Annotated in this window: 24 protein-coding genes; 2 read left to right on the top strand and 22 right to left on the bottom strand. The window is 44.4% G+C overall.

Annotation, left to right across the window (positions count from 1 at the left end):
* Window positions 1-41: 41 nt before the first annotated feature.
* From N5C46_RS00560 to N5C46_RS00540, 5 genes are all read right to left on the bottom strand, one after another.
* Window positions 42-569 carry a spore maturation protein gene (locus N5C46_RS00560; protein ID WP_034758235.1) on the bottom strand — a complete coding sequence of 176 codons (528 nt, stop codon included), beginning with the start codon at window positions 567-569 and terminating at the stop codon, window positions 42-44.
* A complete protein-coding gene (locus N5C46_RS00555; protein ID WP_261750485.1) occupies window positions 570-1163 on the bottom strand; it encodes a nucleoside recognition domain-containing protein in 594 nt (197 codons plus the stop codon).
* Window positions 1156-2322: a D-alanyl-D-alanine carboxypeptidase family protein gene (locus N5C46_RS00550; protein WP_261750484.1), complete on the bottom strand. Its 1167-nt coding sequence runs from the start codon at window positions 2320-2322 to the stop codon at window positions 1156-1158. The genes N5C46_RS00555 and N5C46_RS00550 overlap by 8 nt, the downstream gene beginning before the upstream one ends.
* A gap of 187 nt (window positions 2323-2509) precedes the next feature.
* On the bottom strand, window positions 2510-3103 hold the full coding sequence (scpB, locus tag N5C46_RS00545) for an SMC-Scp complex subunit ScpB (protein WP_261750483.1): 594 nt from the start codon (window positions 3101-3103) through the stop codon (window positions 2510-2512).
* Complete coding sequence (locus tag N5C46_RS00540; protein ID WP_098439972.1) at window positions 3090-3854, bottom strand: segregation/condensation protein A; 765 nt, start codon at window positions 3852-3854, stop codon at window positions 3090-3092. The genes scpB and N5C46_RS00540 overlap by 14 nt, the downstream gene beginning before the upstream one ends.
* A 165-nt stretch (window positions 3855-4019) precedes the next feature.
* Between N5C46_RS00540 and N5C46_RS00535 the strand changes: the two genes are divergently transcribed.
* Window positions 4020-4550, top strand: coding sequence for a DUF309 domain-containing protein (locus N5C46_RS00535; protein WP_261750482.1), 531 nt, complete (start codon window positions 4020-4022; stop codon window positions 4548-4550).
* Between the two features lie 13 nt (window positions 4551-4563).
* Here N5C46_RS00535 and N5C46_RS00530 read toward each other — a convergent pair whose 3' ends face one another.
* The 17 genes from N5C46_RS00530 to spoIIM form a co-directional block, all read right to left on the bottom strand.
* Complete coding sequence (locus N5C46_RS00530) at window positions 4564-4935, bottom strand: GNAT family N-acetyltransferase (RefSeq protein ID WP_229592311.1); 372 nt, start codon at window positions 4933-4935, stop codon at window positions 4564-4566.
* A gap of 361 nt (window positions 4936-5296) precedes the next feature.
* Window positions 5297-6595, bottom strand: coding sequence for a diaminopimelate decarboxylase (lysA, locus tag N5C46_RS00525; protein ID WP_261752422.1), 1299 nt, complete (start codon window positions 6593-6595; stop codon window positions 5297-5299).
* A 76-nt stretch (window positions 6596-6671) separates the two neighbouring features.
* Window positions 6672-8150 (bottom strand): spore germination protein, encoded by a 1479-nt coding sequence (locus N5C46_RS00520; RefSeq protein ID WP_261750481.1) that lies wholly within the window; start codon window positions 8148-8150, stop codon window positions 6672-6674.
* Window positions 8116-8712, bottom strand: a complete 597-nt coding sequence (locus N5C46_RS00515) for a stage V sporulation protein SpoVABEA (RefSeq protein WP_261750480.1) — start codon at window positions 8710-8712, stop codon at window positions 8116-8118. The genes N5C46_RS00520 and N5C46_RS00515 overlap by 35 nt, the downstream gene beginning before the upstream one ends.
* Before the next feature lie 23 nt (window positions 8713-8735).
* Window positions 8736-9158 (bottom strand): stage V sporulation protein AB, encoded by a 423-nt coding sequence (locus N5C46_RS00510; RefSeq protein ID WP_034758212.1) that lies wholly within the window; start codon window positions 9156-9158, stop codon window positions 8736-8738.
* Window positions 9148-9768, bottom strand: coding sequence for a stage V sporulation protein AA (locus tag N5C46_RS00505; RefSeq protein ID WP_261750479.1), 621 nt, complete (start codon window positions 9766-9768; stop codon window positions 9148-9150). Before N5C46_RS00505 ends, N5C46_RS00510 begins: the two co-directional genes overlap by 11 nt.
* A gap of 215 nt (window positions 9769-9983) precedes the next feature.
* Window positions 9984-10748, bottom strand: coding sequence for an RNA polymerase sporulation sigma factor SigF (gene sigF / locus N5C46_RS00500; RefSeq protein ID WP_261750478.1), 765 nt, complete (start codon window positions 10746-10748; stop codon window positions 9984-9986).
* 12 nt (window positions 10749-10760) lie between these two features.
* Window positions 10761-11204 (bottom strand): anti-sigma F factor, encoded by a 444-nt coding sequence (gene spoIIAB, locus N5C46_RS00495; RefSeq protein WP_034758205.1) that lies wholly within the window; start codon window positions 11202-11204, stop codon window positions 10761-10763.
* Window position 11205: 1 nt separating this feature from the next.
* Entirely contained in the window at window positions 11206-11556 is a 351-nt protein-coding gene (gene spoIIAA, locus N5C46_RS00490) for an anti-sigma F factor antagonist (protein ID WP_034758203.1), read from the bottom strand.
* Window positions 11557-11677: 121 nt separating this feature from the next.
* Window positions 11678-12844 carry a D-alanyl-D-alanine carboxypeptidase family protein gene (locus tag N5C46_RS00485; RefSeq protein WP_261750477.1) on the bottom strand — a complete coding sequence of 389 codons (1167 nt, stop codon included), beginning with the start codon at window positions 12842-12844 and terminating at the stop codon, window positions 11678-11680.
* A 217-nt stretch (window positions 12845-13061) separates the two neighbouring features.
* Window positions 13062-14366 carry a pyrimidine-nucleoside phosphorylase gene (locus tag N5C46_RS00480; protein ID WP_261750476.1) on the bottom strand — a complete coding sequence of 435 codons (1305 nt, stop codon included), beginning with the start codon at window positions 14364-14366 and terminating at the stop codon, window positions 13062-13064.
* A 34-nt stretch (window positions 14367-14400) separates the two neighbouring features.
* Window positions 14401-15216 carry a purine-nucleoside phosphorylase gene (locus N5C46_RS00475; RefSeq protein WP_060672283.1) on the bottom strand — a complete coding sequence of 272 codons (816 nt, stop codon included), beginning with the start codon at window positions 15214-15216 and terminating at the stop codon, window positions 14401-14403.
* A gap of 76 nt (window positions 15217-15292) precedes the next feature.
* Window positions 15293-16477: a phosphopentomutase gene (deoB, locus tag N5C46_RS00470; protein ID WP_261750475.1), complete on the bottom strand. Its 1185-nt coding sequence runs from the start codon at window positions 16475-16477 to the stop codon at window positions 15293-15295.
* A gap of 207 nt (window positions 16478-16684) precedes the next feature.
* Window positions 16685-17578, bottom strand: coding sequence for a site-specific tyrosine recombinase XerD (xerD, locus tag N5C46_RS00465; protein WP_098439963.1), 894 nt, complete (start codon window positions 17576-17578; stop codon window positions 16685-16687).
* A 6-nt stretch (window positions 17579-17584) separates the two neighbouring features.
* Entirely contained in the window at window positions 17585-17812 is a 228-nt protein-coding gene (locus N5C46_RS00460; protein WP_034758190.1) for a YqzK family protein, read from the bottom strand.
* A gap of 187 nt (window positions 17813-17999) precedes the next feature.
* Window positions 18000-18458: a ferric iron uptake transcriptional regulator gene (locus N5C46_RS00455; protein WP_034758188.1), complete on the bottom strand. Its 459-nt coding sequence runs from the start codon at window positions 18456-18458 to the stop codon at window positions 18000-18002.
* Window positions 18459-18569: 111 nt separating this feature from the next.
* A complete protein-coding gene (spoIIM, locus tag N5C46_RS00450) occupies window positions 18570-19223 on the bottom strand; it encodes a stage II sporulation protein M (RefSeq protein ID WP_034758186.1) in 654 nt (217 codons plus the stop codon).
* A gap of 125 nt (window positions 19224-19348) precedes the next feature.
* Here spoIIM and N5C46_RS00445 point away from each other — a divergent pair, with 125 nt between their 5' ends.
* Window positions 19349-19930, top strand: coding sequence for a GNAT family N-acetyltransferase (locus tag N5C46_RS00445; RefSeq protein ID WP_261750474.1), 582 nt, complete (start codon window positions 19349-19351; stop codon window positions 19928-19930).
* The last annotated feature ends 1 nt before the right edge of the window (window position 19931 follow it).

Genomic DNA, 19931 nt, shown 5'->3' with positions numbered 1-19931 from the left:
CTTTATGCCTTTTCATCTTTCCTGCAAGGTGAGGCTGATCATTAAAACATAATGGTGACGATGAAGATGGCAGCGGCTATTCCGACCAGGTCGGCGAGGAGACCCACTTTCAGGGCATCCCCCATTTTCCGGATGCCGACTGCACCGAAGTATACGGTCAGTACATACAGCGTTGTATCCGTGCTTCCCTGCAGGGTGGAAGCGAGTCTTCCGATGAACGAATCGGGTCCGTTGGTGGCGATGATATCACTCATCATGCCGAGGGCAGCAGTTCCTGAAATCGGCCTGATGATGGCCAGAGGGACGATTTCAGGAGGGATCCCGAGTGCAAGTAATGCGGGGCGGATCAGACCAACAAAGAATTCAAGGGCACCCGATTCCCGAAAAATGGTGATGGCCACCAGCATCCCAATCAGAAAGGGAATGATCGATACCGCTATTTTGATCCCTTCCTTTCCACCGTCAACAAATGTTTCATACGTCGGGACCTTTTTGATGGTCCCATAGATTAATATAAATCCAATCATGATCGGTATCAGCCATAAGGAAATGGTGGATATCCATTGCATTTACTTCACCTCTCGACGGGTTCGCCTGTAATGAAAATAACGGTCGATCAGAATCGCACCAATGGTGGACAGCATCGTGGCGATCAGAGTGGGTCCTACGATTTCAGTTGGCGACGCAGAGTCATATTTCATACGGATGGCGATCACCGTTGTCGGAATGATCGTAATGCTGGAGGTATTGATCGCCAAGAATGTGATCATCGACCTGCTGGCCACATCCTTTCCACCGTTTAAGCTTTTCAACTGCTCCATAGCTTTGATCCCTAGTGGGGTTGCAGCATTTCCCAAGCCGAACATATTGGCCATCATATTGGAAAGGATATACCCCATTGCCGGATGATTATCGGGCACTTCCGGGAATAGTCTCTTCACAAATGGTCTGAACAACTTAGCCAATTTATCAAGTAATCCCGCTTCCTGGGCGATCCTCATAATCCCGAGCCAAAACACTAATACACTGATCAATCCTATGCATAAGGTAACGGCTTCATTAGCTGAAGTGAAAATGGCTTCATTCACCTCGGCCATTTTCCCGTTAATGATGGCGAATACCAACCCGATGATGGTCATCCCTACCCATATCAAGTTAACCATGGTCCCGTACCCCTATGATGGATTCAAAGGAATAAGCCCAAAACTTCCACCAGCTTTTTTCTTCTTTCTTTTCGCCTGATGCTTTATAAAAGACGGGAAGGGTATCCACTTCCTTGTCCCCTAAATAAACCACTGCCTTCCCGACTACCTCAGGCACATGCTGGCCCTTTACCCATTCCTGTTTTGGCTTCAACATCTTATACTCCACCTTGACCTTATCTACTTCATCATCCTTCAGGGTTAATACAGATTCCCGCTTAAGGTACGCATGGTTTTTATAGATTTTATCATCCATTTTTTCAATATTACCTTTTTCCAGGACGATTTTGTAATCATAGTGTTTAAATCCGTATTCAAACATCCCAATATGATCATTCCAGTCATCAGGACCGTTCAGGGTCACGGCAATCAGATTCTCCCCATCTTTGGATGCGGTGGATACGAGCGTTCTTTTTGCCAGTTTTGTATAACCCGTTTTCCCTCCTGTACTATATTTATATAATTCCGTCAGCAGTCTATTTTTGTTTTTCCACTTGCGGTCCCACTTTTCATCCGGATTCGGGGCGGTGTGGACCTTGGTGCCTGCAATTTCCTTATACCTATCGTTTTCCATGGAATATCTCGTGAGAACGGCCATATCATATGCTGTCGAATAGTGATCTTCATGGTCATCCAGACCGTGTGGATTAGAGAAATGAGTATTTTCCATCCCTATTTCCTTTGCCTTTTCATTCATCATATAGACAAAACCGTCGAGGCTTCCCCCTACAAATTCCGCAATGGCGACTGCCCCATCATTGCCTGACCTGAGCATCAATCCGTACACGAGATCCTCAAGCTTTATCTTCTCTCCTGCCTTCAAATAAAGGGAGGAGCCTTCCGTACCGGCTGCGTTCTGAGATACGGTTACTTCCTGGTCCATCTTTCCGGATTCGACGGCAAGGATCGCAGTCATGATCTTCGTGATGCTGGCAATGCGACTTTGAGTATGGGCATCCTTTTCATATAGAACGCGCCCTGTTTCCTGATCCATTAAGATAGCTTTTTGTGAACTGACTGAAGGGGCAGCCAGAACCTTACCGGAAACAGAGACAAACAGAAAAGCAATGATTAGAAAATAGTATATGTAAAATCTCGCTCTCTTTCGATTCACACCCATCTACTCCTTTAAATCTAACGTGTTTGTACAAGTTTATGAGAGGACAAGGGGTAATATGAGTGAAATCTCGAAAGCAAAAGGGCAGATGGTACAGGTGAAATGGTTATCACGATGGACCATCGCCAAAACAAAAAAAGGCAGGACTGTGTATGCACCTTCACAGTCCTGCCTGTTCATATACGATTTTCTATTCGTTCGTTCCCATCGTCTCCTGAAATTTTTCAAAGAACAGGTCCGCTTCGTCCTGGGCGAATTCGTCTTCAATATTTTCAGGAAGAGGCGGAAGCTCCTCGATGCTCTTCAGGCCGAAGTAGTCCAGAAATTCTTTCGTTGTACCAAATAAAAAGGCACGTCCGGTCCCTTCCGCCCTGCCCACTTCCTTGACGAGCCCTTTTGATGTAAGGGTCTGAATGGGACGCTCGGTCTTGACTCCCCTGATCTGTTCGATTTCCATACGCGTGATCGGCTGTTTATACGCGATAATCGCAAGGGTTTCAAGGGCTGCCTGGGACAGGAAACTGACATGTGGGGATTCTACCAGTTTCTTTAAGTAGTCGGCATTCCTTTTTTTTGTCACTAATTGAAAGGTTCCTGCTATTTCAATGATGTATATGCCTCTATTAGAATCATTCTCATAATCATTCTTCAAGTCTTCAAGGACATCCTTTGCTTTTTGTTCTTCGATTTCCAGTACCGAACAGACCTGTTTCAGTGATAGACCTTCGTCCCCCGCTGCAAACAATAAGCTTTCAAGGATCCCTTTCCAATTAATATTGCTCAACCATTCCAGCCTCCTCTCCTGCTTCTACAAATATTTCCGTAAAGTTATTCTCCTGGTTGACGATGATTTGTTTCCGCTTCATTAATTCAAGCACAGCAAGGAACGTCACCACGAGATGCTCTTTGCTGTCAGAGGGAAAAAGACTTGTAAAGGATGTGCGTCTTTTTAGATTCTGTAAATTTTCCAGAATATCGGTCATTCTTTTCTCAATGGATATTTCCTGTCTCGTAATTCTCGTTTGAACGGGGCGCTGGAGTTTTTTCCTTCTCAATAATTTATGAAAAGCGCCAAGCATATCATATAAAGATACCTGAACCTCTGTATTCTTTAAATCAACCTCTTCACTGAATTCAGAAAGGTCACTTGGAGGCTTGGTATACACCTGCCCCCGCTCTTCCTCACGATGCTTCAGCTCATTCGCCGCTTCTTTAAACTTACGGTACTCAATCAACCGCTCCACCAGTTCGTCCCGGGGATCTTCCTCTTCAAATTCGATTTCATCGCCCATCATGCCCTCATCATGCTTAGGAAGGAGCATTTTACTTTTAATGGCGAGTAACGTTGCTGCCATCACCAGATATTCACTTGCGACATCCAGTTGCAAATCCTTCATCGTATGTACATATAACATATATTGCTCCGTGATCTGAGCCATAGGAATATCATATATATCAATTTCTAAGGAGTTAATCAGATGCAAAAGAAGATCCAGGGGACCTTCAAAAGCGTCAATCTTTACATTGTATTCCACTTAATCACCAAATTTCTCATAACAATCTTGCTGGAACGCTACTTAATAGTATAGTAGAAAGACCACTATTCTCCAATAGAAAGTTTTGTATTTACAGGCTTTCCTGTCGTATCATCAGTGGTTTATGCTACAATTTAACTACTTTGCGTCATATGGAGGGATCTTATGGTTTATCCGGAAGCCTACATCGAATACTTAATGTATTTTCACGGTAATCGAGATTATTTTGAATGCCATGAAGTATTAGAAGAATATTGGAAAGAAGTCGATCCGGGAAACAGGACTTCCCACTGGGTGGGTCTCATTCAGGTCGCAGTGGGCTTTTATCATTATAGACGAGGCAATCTGACAGGTGCCGTCAGGACATTCAATAAAGCTGTGAAGAATATTGAGGGGAATCACAAACCATTGACCGGGTTGGGGATTGATTCCAGAAAGCTTCACGCAATGATGGAAGAAACCATTCACCAAATCGGTGAAAATCAACCTTATCACAGTATCATCCTGCCTTTAACGGATGCTTCCCTTTCAGATCAGGTTCAACTGCGGTGCAGGAAAAATGGCTACATCTGGTGTTCAGAGAGTGACCTGACGAATTCAGGGCTCATTCACCGCCATTCCCTCAGGGACCGCACCGATGTGATTACCGAGCGGATAAATGCCTTACGAAAAAAAAGAGGCGGACCACCAGAATAGGCGGCCTGCCTCTTTATTGTTCTTGTTCCTCGTTGTCTACACCCATCTCATCGCATTTCTCAAAAAATGATGCGGTGTCTGAATTGGGCTTCACTTCAAGCTCCGAGTGCATATCCCTCAGATGTTTCACCATGGATTTCCCGATTCCTTCGTGACGATGTGATGGATTGACTGATATATGTTGAATCTCTAATGTACCTTCTGTTTTATAAACTCCGATCAAACCTACTATGTCCTCTTCTTTCCATAAAAAGAGCTGCCAATTTTCTTCAGTTTCGTATTGCTTCATCGTTTGTTGAAGCTTCTTCAAATCCTTTTCATTTGGCATGAAAGATAATAATCCCATGGCAATCTTTTCAAACGCCTTTTTATACCGAATTAACATATTTACCCCTCGTCATGTTTTATGTCTAATCTATTTATTTCCTATTATAGACAAAAACTAGAAATTTAATTGATATGAACGTTTATTTATCTTACTAAATTTACTTTTATTAAGCAAATCCCAATCAATCAGTTTCCAGCGATGAACATCCAGTAGATGACTCCCCACACCAGACCGGCAACGATTAATAACAAGAACAATGCTTTATTACTGATCTTCATGACTGACTCCTTTGTCTTCACTCTATGTGTTTATGTCATTGTTATTGTATAGTAAAATCGAAATTTGTTAAAGTATGTAATTCAGAATGCAAAAAAGTAGTCTTTAAGTACGAGATACTTAAAGACTATATGATATGCCGTTAAAACCTTATATCATGGGTGATCAAATCCTCATATGTCTCCCTTCGGACGGCTAACCTGGCTTCTCCGTCCTCGACAAATACGACGGCGGGCCGTGGAATCCGATTATAGTTATTCGCCATCGAATATCCGTATGCACCTGTACAGAACACAGCGAGAATATCCCCGTCTTCCGCGAGAGGAAGTGGCAGGTCCCATATCAGCATGTCTCCTGACTCACAGCATTTCCCTGCTACGGAAACCGTATCTTCACACATCCGGTCTGCTTTATTCGCTAATATCGCTTCATATTTTGCCTTGTACAGGGCAGGTCTGATATTATCGCTCATTCCCCCATCGACCGCTACATATTTCCGGACGCCCGGGACATCTTTCTGAGACCCTAACGTATAAAGACTTGTACCTGCGTCTCCTACAAGTGACCGACCCGGTTCGATCCAGATTTCAGGCATCTCTAAATTGTATTTCTCCACTTCCTCTTTCACTGCAGCAATCATTTCTTTCACATATTGACGAGGAGGAATGGGATCATCCTCTTTCGTGTATCGAATCCCAAATCCACCACCCAGATTAATGACCTTTGGCTCAAAGCTGTAATGTGAACGCCACAGGGCAACCTTTTCAATGATTTTCCTGGCGGCGAGAATGAATCCCGTCGTTTCAAAAATCTGTGAACCAATATGGCAATGGAGGCCCAACAATTCAATTGTCTCGGAATCCATCGCTGATTTCATCGCTTTTTCGGCCTGACCGTTCTCTAAATCAAATCCGAATTTCGAATCTTCCTGTCCCGTAAGAATATAATCATGGGTATGAGCTTCGATCCCTGGTGTTACTCTTAACAGAACCCTTGTGGCTTCTTCAAGAGATCGTGACAATTCACCCACAAGCTCCAGTTCATGAAAGTTATCGACGACGATACAGCCGATTTTATGTTCAATGGCCATCGTCAGTTCTTCCCTTGACTTATTATTCCCATTAAAATGGATCCGTCCCGGAGGAAACCCTGCCTTCACGGCCGTAAATAGCTCTCCTCCAGAAACGACATCCAGGGACAACCCTTCTTCATCCATTAACTGAAAGATGCCGATACAGGAGAATGCTTTGCTGGCATAGGCCACTTCCGCCTTTACCCCGAGGGATTCAAATGTTTCTTTAAACCCTCTTGCACGCTCCCTGACAAGTTTCGTGTCATATACATAAAGGGGCGTACCATATTGAGCCGCCAGGTCTCCGGTACTGACCCCGCCTATCATTAAGCTCCCGTTTTTTATTTCTGCTGATCCATGAAGATGCATGAAACGTCTCATTCCCCTCTATAGTCCACTACTAATTAAACGTAATTTACCACAGAACAGGAATTGTTGCAATATTCTAAGATTTCGCAGGCTGTTTGTATTTGTTTCTCGGCTGGACGATACTTGGTCGAATTTTAGACCCCGGTACCGACTTCCTGACGAGAATCTGCATAAACGCCTTCGGACTGAAAGGCAGCAGCGGCCATAGGTACGGTGTATTGAGGGATTTGATATTCGCTACGTACAGAATGAACAGGGTACTTCCAATCATCAAACCTGGAATATGGAAGAACGCAACCATCACCAGGAGAATAAGCCTTGCCATCTTATTCGCTACACTTAATTCATAACTCGGAGTCGCAAAGGTCCCGATTGAAGCGACAGCTACATACAAGATGACCTCTGGCTGGAATAGCCCTACATCGATGGCAATCTGTCCGATCAAGACGGCGGCGATCAAACCCATGGCCGTGGAGAGCGGGGTCGGGGTATGAATGGCGGCGATCCTGAACATCTCCACCCCAAGGTCAGCGATGAACAATTGAACGATCACCGGAATATTGGTTTGTTCCTGAGGTCCGACATATTTAATGACTTCAGGCAGCAGTGATGGATCCAGTACGAATAGATACCATAACGGAAGAAGGAAAAGGGAAGCAAGCACACCCATGAATCTTGTCCATCTCACAAACGTCCCTACAGCCGGTGATTGTCTATACTCCTCCGCATGTTGCAGATGATGAAAGAACGTGGTAGGGGTGATGATGACACTCGGCGATGTATCGACAAAGATCAGCACATGCCCTTCTAGCAGGTGGGTCGCAGCTACATCAGCCCTTTCTGTATATCTGACCAGCGGATATGGATTATATCCTTGCTTCACCAGAAACTCTTCTATCGTTTTATCCGCCATCGTCAACCCATCGATTTTTATACTTTTCAATTCTTTCTTGATCACTTCAATCAAGCTCGGGTTGGCCACATCATCGATATATGCGATTGAAATATCCGTCTTGGAACGCTCTCCGATCCGGAATATTTCAAATCTCAGCCTGGGATCTCTTATTCTCCTTCTTGTTAAGGCTGTATTGACGATGATATTCTCGACATAACCGTCACGGGAACCGCGGACGACCTTCTCCGTATCGGGTTCTGACGGCTGTCTTCCAGGATAACTCCGGACATCTACGATCAGCGCTTCTTCATATCCTTCAACAAATACGGCAATCAAACCGGAAAGCACTTCATCGACTGCTTCTTCAATCGTTTTTACCGGTTCGACGGATTGATGCACAAGTCGATTATGTACAATATCGTATAATCTGCTTGTAGCCCGTTCATGATCATTGATCTCCACAAGTTCTTCTACAATTTCAATGATATAAGAGGCATCGGTAAGCCCATTTATATAATAAAAATGAACACCTTTTTTCAAGACCATCAATTTGCGGACACCGATGTCAAAGCTTGTGTTCAACCCTACGTGCTCTTTCATATAATCTTCAATGACCTTTAAGTCTTTAGGTATCGGTGTTTCTTTCGTCTTTTGAGGCATGATAACCACTCCTTTCTAAGATGATCTCCACTGCTTTTTTCGTAATGGGGGCGCCTTGGGAGTAATGATCCCTCTTGGCCATCTTCCCTATGTCACCAATTCCGACAATCACCGGCACATCCAGTTCATCAAGGCAGTAAACAGTATCCCCCGTCAATCTGCCCACATCCATTTCAGGTACACCGAATTTATCGACCCCGTATGGAGTCAACTCTCCGAATTTATCAATGCAGACATCCACCCTGGTCCATTCAGCCTGCCTGGTTTTACTTGCTACCGCAATAATTCCGAGCACGTCTATTTCCGGGTGATTCGCCACATACTTAAGTGCCCTTTCACCTGCGCCTTCCCCAATGAATCCACTATCATCAAACATCACAAAGACAGGGTCGTTTTTGGCTCTTTGAATCAGCTTTACAATTTCCGGTCCCGACAACACAGAAGGATTGCCTTTAGAGCTTGAGATACACCTTCCCCCATACCCTTTCGCCACACATTCGATCGCGCGCTTGGCGTATTCATCCCCATCTGTTATCAGGATCACTTTCCTTTTATTGTCCATACGAAACCCCTGCCTCTTGCAAATTATTGATGAACCAAGTAAAGCCAATGAAATAGAGAACCGAAAATCTTCCCAAATACGATCGCCATGATCAGTATCACAATCTGTCCATCAATCCCGATTCGTTTGGCCAGGATGGGAAACACATTCAATACTTCCGTCAAGGCAGCAGCCAACAGTCCGATGAACACTCCACTCATGAGACCGAGGGGGATAAGGACCAATGGAGAGAAATGGAGAGTGTAGTCATTCAGGCTGATGAATCCTCCTGCAAGCGCTCCGGTAATGACGGCCATCTCATAGTAATGAATCATTTTCATTGTTTTGGTCAATTGAGTTAACCGCGGGATGATTCCCAATACGGTTAAAAATGCAACGAATCCCGAGCCTACAGCCAGCCCCCCGGCAAATCCGATAAATACGGTGATCAATACATTAATGGTCATCCAGTTTCTTCTGACTTTCTTTATTTTCGTGCATAATCACGTATTGGTCTAAATCCTGCTGGTAGTTAAACATTTCAACTTCAAGAGGGCTCGGCTCTTCATTGAGTCTTTTTCGAAACACATGATTGAAAAACAAAATCATTCCAAGACCTAAACCAAACGAGTAGGGAACCTGGAATAATAATGGGTGGGGATCCACCCCTCCCGTCACAAAATGATACAGCCTTTGATGAACTTCTCTCATACTTACATCTTCATGAAAATTCATTATCGCCAGGGCCGCACCGATGAATAATAGTAACCAAACGCCAATGAATAAAGGGAGAGAGACTTTCTTTTTCTCATAGATCACTTCTATGATGCTTTGAGTAGGCCCGATCGTTTGAATATCCAGGTCCGGGTATACTTTGCACACCTCACTGATGACCTTCATGACATCGACAACGACAATATTCTTATCTGAAGGGGTCACCTGATGAATCGGGATTTCCTTAATATCTTCCACAATCGCTTCAGATGCTATGATTTGCGCCAGCTGAGAAAGCTTGACCATGCTCTCTTCCCTTACCTGCACTCGATGGCGTAAGCGTATATACAAAATACCTTCCATGCAGTTCACTTCCTGAAAACATGATTTTCCCTTCGTACCAATAGTATGGATTAACGTGATTTATTTATGTAATGTCCTCGGGGACGATGGGACAAATGGGTGAACGAAACGTTGGGCTGGAAGTGATGGGAAGGTCTGGAGGGAAGGTTTATGGAAACAATTTCAAAAAAATAACCTTGTGGATTCAGTAAATGGAATCCACAAGGTTATGTTGTCTAAGGTTCTGAATGCATATGTTCTTTCATCGTTTGTAAGATTTTCTTCTCAAGTCTTGATACCTGTACCTGGGAAATCCCCAGCCGATCCGCTACTTCCGATTGGGTCTGATCTTTGTAATACCTTAAATACACGATCAGCCGCTCACGATCATCCAATTCCCGGATCGCTTCTTTCAGGGCAATCTTATCAAACCACTTATTATCCGTATTATCGGCAATCTGATCCAAGAGCGTGATGGGATCACCATCATTTTCATAAACCGTTTCATGGATCGAAGAAGGGGCACGACTCGCTTCCTGGGCCATGATCACCTCTTCAACGGAATATTCAAGATGGTCGGCAAGCTCGCTGACTGTCGGGACCCTGCCGAACTTCTTGGAAAGCTCATCCTTCGCTTTCCTGATTTTATTCCCCATTTCCTTCAGGGAACGACTCACCTTCACTGTCCCATCATCCCGAATGAAACGCTGGATCTCTCCGATAATCATCGGAACCGCATACGTCGAAAACTTGACATCGTAGCTTAAATCAAACTTATCCACTGATTTCAGCAACCCGATACTGCCTATTTGAAAGAGATCATCCGGCTCATAACCCCGATTGAGAAAGCGTTGGACGACGGACCATACAAGGCGCATATTCTTCTGGACGATCAAATCCCGGGCGCTCTGGTCCCCTTCCTGACTTTTCTTGATCAGGTCTTTCACCTCGTGATCTTTCAAAAAGGTCTGTTCCTTTTCATTTTTCACTTCGACATCCATGGGCACGACTCCTTAATTGCATAGCGCTTTACTATTGGTCAAGTGCTTCTTCAGCCTTACCGTGGTGCCTGTACCTGGGTGTGATGACACTTCTATTTCATCCATGAAATTCTCCATGATCGTAAATCCCATACCGGAACGTTCAAGTTCCGGCTTGGAGGTGAAGAGGGGTTGACGGGCTTCTTCCACATCCCCGATCCCGATCCCTTCATCGCGGATGGTCATATCAATGAACCCATCCTCTTCCATGATCACGGATATATAAACCGTCCCATTCGGTCTGTTATCATAGCCGTGAATGATGGCATTGGTCACGGCTTCTGAGACGACGGTCTTGATCTCAGTCAACTCATCCATCGTCGGATCGAGCTGGGCAATAAATGACGCAACAGTCACGCGGGCAAAGGATTCATTTTGGCTTAAAGAACTGAATTGAATGTTCATTTCATTTCTCATATCATGCGACCCCCAATCTTTGTAATGCATTTTCTTCAGACGGCTCAAGACGAATGATCTTAAACAACCCTGACATTTCAAATAATCGGTTTACAGAAGGGGAAATCGCACATACCACCATTTCTCCATGCTTTTGCTTGATCTGCTTGTATCGACCCAAAATGACACCCAATCCGGAACTGTCCATAAAGCTCAATTCCTCTAAATTCAAAATGATATGCTTTACATTCTCACTTTCAATCAGGCTTGAAGCTTTTTCCCTGAGTTCATCGGCAGTGTGATGATCCAACTCACCACTTAAACGGACACACAGTACATCTTTTTTGACTTCTAAGTTAATAGCAAGACTCACTATCAGAAAGCCTCCTTCTCTGTCGTATAGTGAGTCATTTCGCTATTCTTTTAGTAAATTCCTTCTCCATGACAAAACTAGAAGGAATTCGTCATATTTAGAGGTTATTTTCCGAGGCTCATTACTTTCCTACCTTTGTAAAAAGTCCAAAGGATTTTTTATATAATTCCCACCAGCTTGCATCGTTTACATTTTTCTTGGCAACGAGAGTGCTTTCCACTACTTTTTTTCCTTTATTCATCACCACGAGCGTCCCGACTTTGTCTCCTTTTTTAATAGGAGCTTTCAAGTCTTTCGATAAGGTGATCTTCTGCTGGATCTCATCTAATTTTTCACCTTTTTGGGTAAGGAGGGAAATGGGCTCATCCGTTACGGCATCCACCTTATTCTCCTTCCCTTTTGAAACTTTCACCTTAGCCAGGGAATCCCCTTTTTTGAAGAGAGGTTTGGTCGAATACTGATTGAAGGCATAATCGAGCATTTTACTCACTTCATTGTTCCGTTCCTTTGGTGTCGGGGCACCGAACACGACTGCAACCACTCTCATATTGTCTTTCTTTGCCGTCGCCGTCAGGCAATATTTCGCCTCATTCGTGAAGCCTGTCTTCAATCCATCCACTCCGTCATAGAAGCGGACCAATTTATTCGTATTCACGAGCCAGAATTTTTTATCCGACCCTTCACGCAGGTAAGATTCATAGCTGCCTGTGAATTTTGTGATGCCATCATATTTAAGAAGTTCCTTCGCCATCATCGACATATCATGGGCCGAACTGTAATGATCTTTGGACGGTAAGCCTGTCGGGTTTTTGAAGTGAGTTTCCTTTAACCCGAGCTCTTTCACTTTTTTGTTCATTTTCTCAACGAATGCTTCTTCACTTCCTGCAATATGTTCCGCCATTGCGACTGAGGCGTCATTGGCGGACCCAATGGCAATCCCCTTCAGCATTTCTTCTACAGACATGCTTTCACCCGGCTCCAGGAAAATTTGTGATCCGCCCATCGAGGCAGCATATTCACTTGCCCGCACTTTGTCATCCCACTTGATTTGACCTTTTTCGAGGGCTTCCATGATGAGTGTCATGGTCATGATCTTAGTCATGGACGCAGGTGCCAGCTTTTCATGACTGTTCTTCTCGTATAGCACCGCTCCAGTATCACGCTCGATCAATATGGCCGATTTCGCCACGTCGGCGAGCTCCGATTTCTTTTCCTGGGCAAATCCTATGGAAGGAAATAGAAAAGCTGTTAAAACAAATGTCACCACTATATACGCAAAACGTTTCATCCAACTGTCCTCCAATCAAAATCTCGTTATTATTTCAATACTCATAGATCCATTTTTTCCATCCTCATCATTTTTATACAAACATTGGTAAAAAGTCATTCAAAACTTATTGAGCCGTTCGCTCATTGAAATGAAATCAAGAATCTGTTTTCACACAAAAAAAGCCCCTGCCGAAGAGAAATAATCCCTTCGGCAGAGGCTTCGTTTAAACTAATGATCAACCTGTGATTTCAGTATGAATCAACGTTGGTGCATCCACATGTTCAGTTGTCACTTTAATGCTCTCATAAAGCTTCTCTTTCACATTGTCGATGTTTTCTTCATTGCTGTAGATGGTGGCAAGGGAATCTCCCGCTTTGACCTCGTCACCAATTTTCTTGCGAAGTTCAAGACCGACGGCTAAGTCGATCACAGAATCTTTCGTTGCACGGCCTGCTCCAAGCCACATGGCAGCTGTTCCAACTGCATCCGCCACGATTTCAGATACATACCCATCCTGTTTCGCTTCAAGCTCAATTTTGTACTTAGCTTGAGGGAGTTTGGATGGTTCATCCACAACGGAAGGATCTCCACCTTGCGATTCAAGGAATACCTTGAAATTCTCAAGAGCCGATCCATCATCAATCGCTTTTTGTAATAACGCCCTTGCTTCTTCTAACGTTGAAGCTTTCTCTGCCAGGAATACCATGTGGCTTCCAAGGGTCAGGCAAAGTTCCGTTAAATCTTCGGGACCTTCCCCTTTTAACGTATCGATCGCTTCCTTCACTTCAAGGGCGTTCCCGATGGCATAACCAAGTGGCTGGCTCATATCTGAAATGACCGCCATCGTCTTTCGTCCGACGTTATTCCCGATATTCACCATGGCTTTGGCAAGGTCCTTCGAATCGTCAAGCGTCTTCATGAAGGCACCGGCACCGGTTTTTACATCCAGTACGATGGCATCGGCTCCCGCTGCGATCTTTTTGCTCATGATCGAGCTTGCAATCAACGGAATGCTGTTGACCGTTGCGGTTACGTCACGCAATGAGTATAGCTTTTTATCAGCAGGCGTCAGGTTACCGCTTTGACCGATGACGGCCAATTTATTCTTGTTCACTAAACGGATGAACTCATCGTTTTCGATTTCCACATGGAAGCCTTCTACGGATTCAAGCTTATCGATGGTTCCTCCTGTGTGTCCAAGACCCCTTCCGCTCATCTTCGCTACAGGGACTCCGACAGACGCCACAAGTGGTCCAAGAACAAGTGTCGTTGTATCACCGACTCCACCTGTGGAGTGCTTATCGACTTTGATGCCTTCAATGGCGGACAAATCAATTTGATCTCCCGATTCCACCATGGCCATCGTCAGGTCCGCTCTTTCTCTATCGCTCATATCTTTGAAGAATATGGCCATCGTCAGGGCGCTCACCTGATAATCAGGGATGCTTCCGTCCGTATATCCTTCCACGATGAATTTGATTTCTTCCGTAGATAATTCTTTTCCTTCACGCTTTTTCTCTATTAAGTCAACCATTCTCATTGCCTTCACCCACTCTTCTAGTATTAATCCGCTTTTATAATGATTTCACGATTTCTTTTACATATGAAAGGAAATTGGCACGCACCATTTCCGTCGTTTCCATGACTTCATCATGGGAAAGTGGCTGGTCCAGAATCCCTGCAGCCATGTTTGAAATGCATGAAATCCCCAATACCTTGATTCCTGCATGGCGGGCCACGATGACTTCAGGTACCGTTGACATTCCGACTGCATCCCCACCCAGGGTACGGGCAAGGCGAACCTCAGCAGGCGTTTCATAAGTAGGACCGGTATTACCTACATATACCCCTTCCTGCACTTCAATGGATAATTTCCCGGCGATTTCTTTCGCTTTTTGACGCAATTCTTTACAATATGCTTCTGACATATCCGGGAATCTCGGCCCTAAGCGGGAATCATTCGCTCCGATGAGTGGATTGCCTCCCATATTGTTGATATGATCGGAAATCAGCATCAGATCCCCCGCCTGGAAGCTTTCGTTCACGCCGCCGGCAGCATTGGTCACAATCAGCACTTCCACGCCCAACTCTTTCATGACGCGTACAGGGAATGTCACTTTATCGAATCCATACCCTTCATAGTAATGGAAACGCCCTTGCATGGCGACGACTTCCTGTCCGGCCAATTGTCCGAACACAAGCTGCCCTGCATGACCCGCCACGGTTGAAACAGGGAAATCAGGAATTTCCTTATAAGGGATCTTCACTGAGTTTTGGATTTCATCTGCCAATACACCAAGCCCTGATCCCAGGATCAATCCGACCTTAGGCTGTCCTGTATATTGATTTTTCAAATGATTTGCTGCATTTTGGATGTTTTCGTAATTCATCTTATTACTCCTTTTCAACGTAAAGAGGAGGAAATGAGCCTTTCGTTCGGCTTCACCCCACTCCCACTCATATTTTTTATTTTAATTTCGTCAAGAAGCTTTGGCCGAACTTCGGCATGTCCACATTGAAGTTATCTGCTACTGTTGCCCCGATATCTGCGAATGTTTCAGAGATAGGAAGTTCTTTCCCTCCATCAAAACGCTTTGAATATACAAGAAGTGGGACATACTCCCTCGTATGATCTGTTCCTGGAGCAGTGGGGTCGTTCCCGTGATCAGCTGTAATGATCAGAAGATCATCTTCGGTCATTTTCTCGAATACTTCAGGGAGGCGCGCATCAAATTCTTCCAGCGCCTTTCCATATCCTTCTGGATCGCGTCGATGTCCATATAACGCGTCGAAGTCAACCAGATTCAGGAAGCTTAAGCCTGTGAAGTCTTTGTCGAATGATTCGACGAGTCCATCCATTCCGTGCATGTTATGCTTTGTGCGAATGGATTCGGTCACCCCTTCACCATTATAAATATCTGATATTTTCCCAATGGCGATCACATCAAAGCCGGAGTCCTTCAATTCATTCATGACTGTACGGTCAAATGGCTTTAATGCATAGTCATGGCGATTGGATGTGCGCTTAAACGCTCCCGGCTCCCCTACGAACGGACGGGCGATGACACGTCCGACGAGGTATTCCTCTTCTTTCGTGATTTCACGGGCAATTTCACAGATTTTGTACTGTTCTTCGATCGGAATGATGTCTTCATGAGCTGCGATCTGAAGAACGGGGTCTGCAGATGTATACACAATGAGTGCCCCTGTTTCCATATGCTCTTTTCCTAATTCTTCAATGATTTCAGTACCGCTGGCAGGCTTGTTTCCAATGATCGTCCTGCCTGTTTCCGCTTCCAGTCTTTGGATCAATTTTTCTGGAAATCCATCCGGATACGTCTTGAACGGCTTATCGATATTCAGGCCCATGATTTCCCAATGACCCGTCATCGTGTCTTTCCCGACTGACGCTTCCTGCATTTTAGTGTAGTATGCAAGAGGTTTCTCGGCCTTCTCAATACCCTTCACTTCTTTAATATTGGAAAGGCCGAGCTTCCCGATATTCGGCATATTCAGTCCATTCATGTGTTCAGCAATGTGACCGAGCGTATCTGACCCCTTATCGTTGAACAGTTCTGCATCAGGCGCTTCGCCGATACCGACCGAATCCATTACGATCAAGTGAACCCGTTTGTATGTATAGTTGCTCATTATAGTAAACCTCCTATATAGTTATCCCTTTAAAAAAGCGGTTACATTTTCGACCTTCAAACGTATCATACCCTTATCTGCATTGAAGCAATCGACAGGATTTAACGTCAGAAGTCTGACATCTATATTCTACTTTTCCCTTTCAAAAAAAACAAGAGAGATCCCTTAAAGAATCGTAATTTCTTTAAGGAATCCCCCTTCATTCTTTTAAGCTCTGGGATGGAATTGTGAATAGACATCCTTTAAGCGGGTTTTCGTCACATGTGTATAGATTTGGGTCGTGGAAATATCTGCATGACCCAGCATCTCCTGAACCGCTCTCAGATCCGCCCCGTTCTCCAACAAATGAGTGGCAAATGAATGACGAAGCGTATGAGGCGTCAAATCCTTCTCAATATTGGCTTTCTTGGCAAGGGCTTTTAAATTCTTCCAGAACCCCTGCCTTGTCAGTCCTTTTCCATGGTGATTCAGAAATAAATGATCATCACGGTGCTTCTTGCTCCGTAATTTCAAACGTGCATCACCTAAGTATTTCTCGAGGACATCCATGGCCGTCTGCCCGATCGGGATGATCCGCTCTTTGTTCCCTTTTCCGATGCACCGGACAAATCCCATGGTCAAATGGACGTCTTCCAATTGAAGCTGGATGAGTTCGCTTACCCGTATCCCCGTCGCATAAAGAAGCTCAAGCATCGCCTTGTCCCTCATCCCTAAAGGTGTCGATTCTTCAGGGGCTTCGAGTAGAGCCTCCACTTCAGCGATGCTCAAGATCCTCGGGAGTGTCCTCTCGGTCTTTGGTGTCTCGATGTGCACCGTCGGATCTTGTTCCGTCGCCTTTTCCCTCAATAGGAATTGATGAAAGGAACGGATCGATGCCACATGACGGGCAACGGTCTTTGACGATTTCCCCTGGTTTTTTAAATGTCCGAGAAATTGAAGGATATTCACCCTTGAAACGGCGTTTAATTCTGCCACTTCTTCAACCTTCGATAAGTATAAGGCATAATTCTTTAAATCACGTTGATACGACTCGATCGTATTCTTTGCAAGCCCTTTTTCTACTATTAAAAAGTGCATGAAATCTTGAATATGGTCTTCCACACTGCATTACTCCCCGTTCATATAAAAAAATAATAATCGGTCATACCAATGGCTCTCTTCCTCTGTAACGGAAGAATAAACCTTCACCGCTGCTCCCTCCGGCTCGTCATATTTGTGGTAACCTTCGTATTCTTCGCTTATCCACATGATACCATAGTAAAATAAAATCGTTGAACCCGTAAATAAAATAAACACCTTAATGGTCTGCCATACCAATTGAACCCCTTTTATCATCCTGTCGTCCTCCATATTCGCTTGCTTATTAATACAAGCTATGACGATTTTGAACCGTTTTATACCTTATGGAGTGAGATACTGTGAAAAATTCCGGGAGAGTATGAAAAAAGCCTTAAAGAGTATGTATGGGATGTTTCCGATTCTAGAAACAACACAGGGGTCTTTAAGGCTTTCCGGCATCATCTTATTCTTCTGGATCTTCTTCTTTATCCTGACATCTGGAACAAATGCCATGAAAGGTGAGGCGGTGGTCTTTTATTTTAAACTTCCAGTCTCGTTCGACAATCGTTTCCACGTCTTCTAAAAGATCATCTTGAATTTCATCGACAGCTCCACATTCAATACATACTAAATGGTGATGGAAGTGGGCTGCCCCTTCTTGCCTGAGGTCATAACGCGATACACCATCGCCAAAATTGATTTTATCTACAATTTTCAGTTCAGACAGCAATTCCAATGTACGATATACGGTCGCCAGTCCAATTTCCGGAGATTTTTCCTTAACGAGGAGGTATACATCTTCGGCGCTGAGGTGATCTTCTTCATGTTCCAATAACACGCGGACCGTAGCTTCGCGCTGTGGCGTAAGCTTGTAGCTGGCAGAATGAAGCTGTTTTTTTATTCGTTCAATGCGGCTTTCCATAGTCCTCTCCTCCCTCGTCAATGTCTTTACTATTATATCAAAAAGGGAGGAATAAGCAAAATAAAATAATTATAATCAAACAAATAAAATGATTCTTATATAATAATCATTTTATTTTATTTTCCCTATGACCGCTTCCATTAAAGTAGGTGAAAGATAGGCTTCAATACTTGCGGCGACGGTGACGATTCCGATGGCCACCACCATGAAGATGACGTATCTTGAGAGGAACGGGATCATCTGGAACTGCATGGACGACGACTGCCTCATAAAGATCTTCCGGATCAGTGTCAGGGAGAAGTTCGCGCTGATCGCACCTATAAAAATAAATGCCGGAATGATGATAATATTTTGTGGAAGGACGCTCACAAAAGATAATAAAAATCCGCTCCAGCCCATTTGATTCACAAGAAATCCGACAGAAAAGCCAACGACGACACCCTTCATAAATAAAAGGACGAAGATGAGGGGCAGCCCGATGATCGAGATCCCGAGGAGCCACATCAACCCGAGATACTTCACATTATGGAGGAAACTCTGACGGAAGAGTTCTTCCGCTGATGTCATGCTTCCATCCTCCATCTCACTGAAGAATTTACTTAAATAGAAATAAAGGTCCTCCTTTTGGGCAAATGATAAAGAATTCACGACAATCGCACCAAAAATGATCCCCATTAAAAACAATGTAATGATAAATAAATAGATTGAGGAATGTGCTTGTACATGTTGAACGAGTGGATTTGAATTTGATATTTTTTTACGCATCACAGTGCTCCTCCTAGATATCGATTACTAATCTATATGTAAGGCTGGAGAGGTTTATTCTACTCTATTGAACTTCCATTCGGATAAACGTATAATCATAGAAACCTGAGTGGGAGGAATATTATATGACCAAGGCAAGCTTAATCGAATTTCCCGATCGGATCGAAACTCCACGCCTTTATATTCGGCCATGCATGCCTGGTGACGGGTCAGACGTGTTTCGTGCCATTGCAGATTCACGGGATGCGTTAAGACCATGGCTGACCTTTGCCCGGAAAGAACAGACCCTTGAAGAGGTGGAGGCAGGCGTACGGGAATCCTATGCAGAGTTCATTAAAAAGACCGATATCCGCCTACATATCTATCTGAAAGAAACAAATGAATTCATCGGATCCACAGGACTTCACCGCATTGACTGGGACGTTCCTAAAGTGGAAATCGGGTATTGGCTCATCTCACAGCACACAAAAAAGGGATATATGGTGGAAGCCGTGAATTCGTTGACCCATTTCGCCCTCCACGACCTTTCCTGTCAGCGTGTGGAAATCCGCTGTGATGAGAGAAACACTGCCTCGCGGAGGGTGCCCGAGAGACTGGGGTTCAAGCTTGAAGGGATTTTAAGGAATGACCATCTTGATGAAAATGGGACGGATGCACGTGATACGTGTGTGTATTCCCTAATTCTTGGGGACCTGATTGAAAGTTGAT

The sequence above is a fragment of the Rossellomorea vietnamensis genome, assembly GCF_025398035.1.
GTDB classification, from domain to species: Bacteria; Bacillota; Bacilli; order Bacillales; family Bacillaceae_B; genus Rossellomorea; species Rossellomorea vietnamensis_B.
Note: the sequence above shows the minus strand (reverse complement) of the source record. Positions and strands in the feature narration are given on the sequence as shown.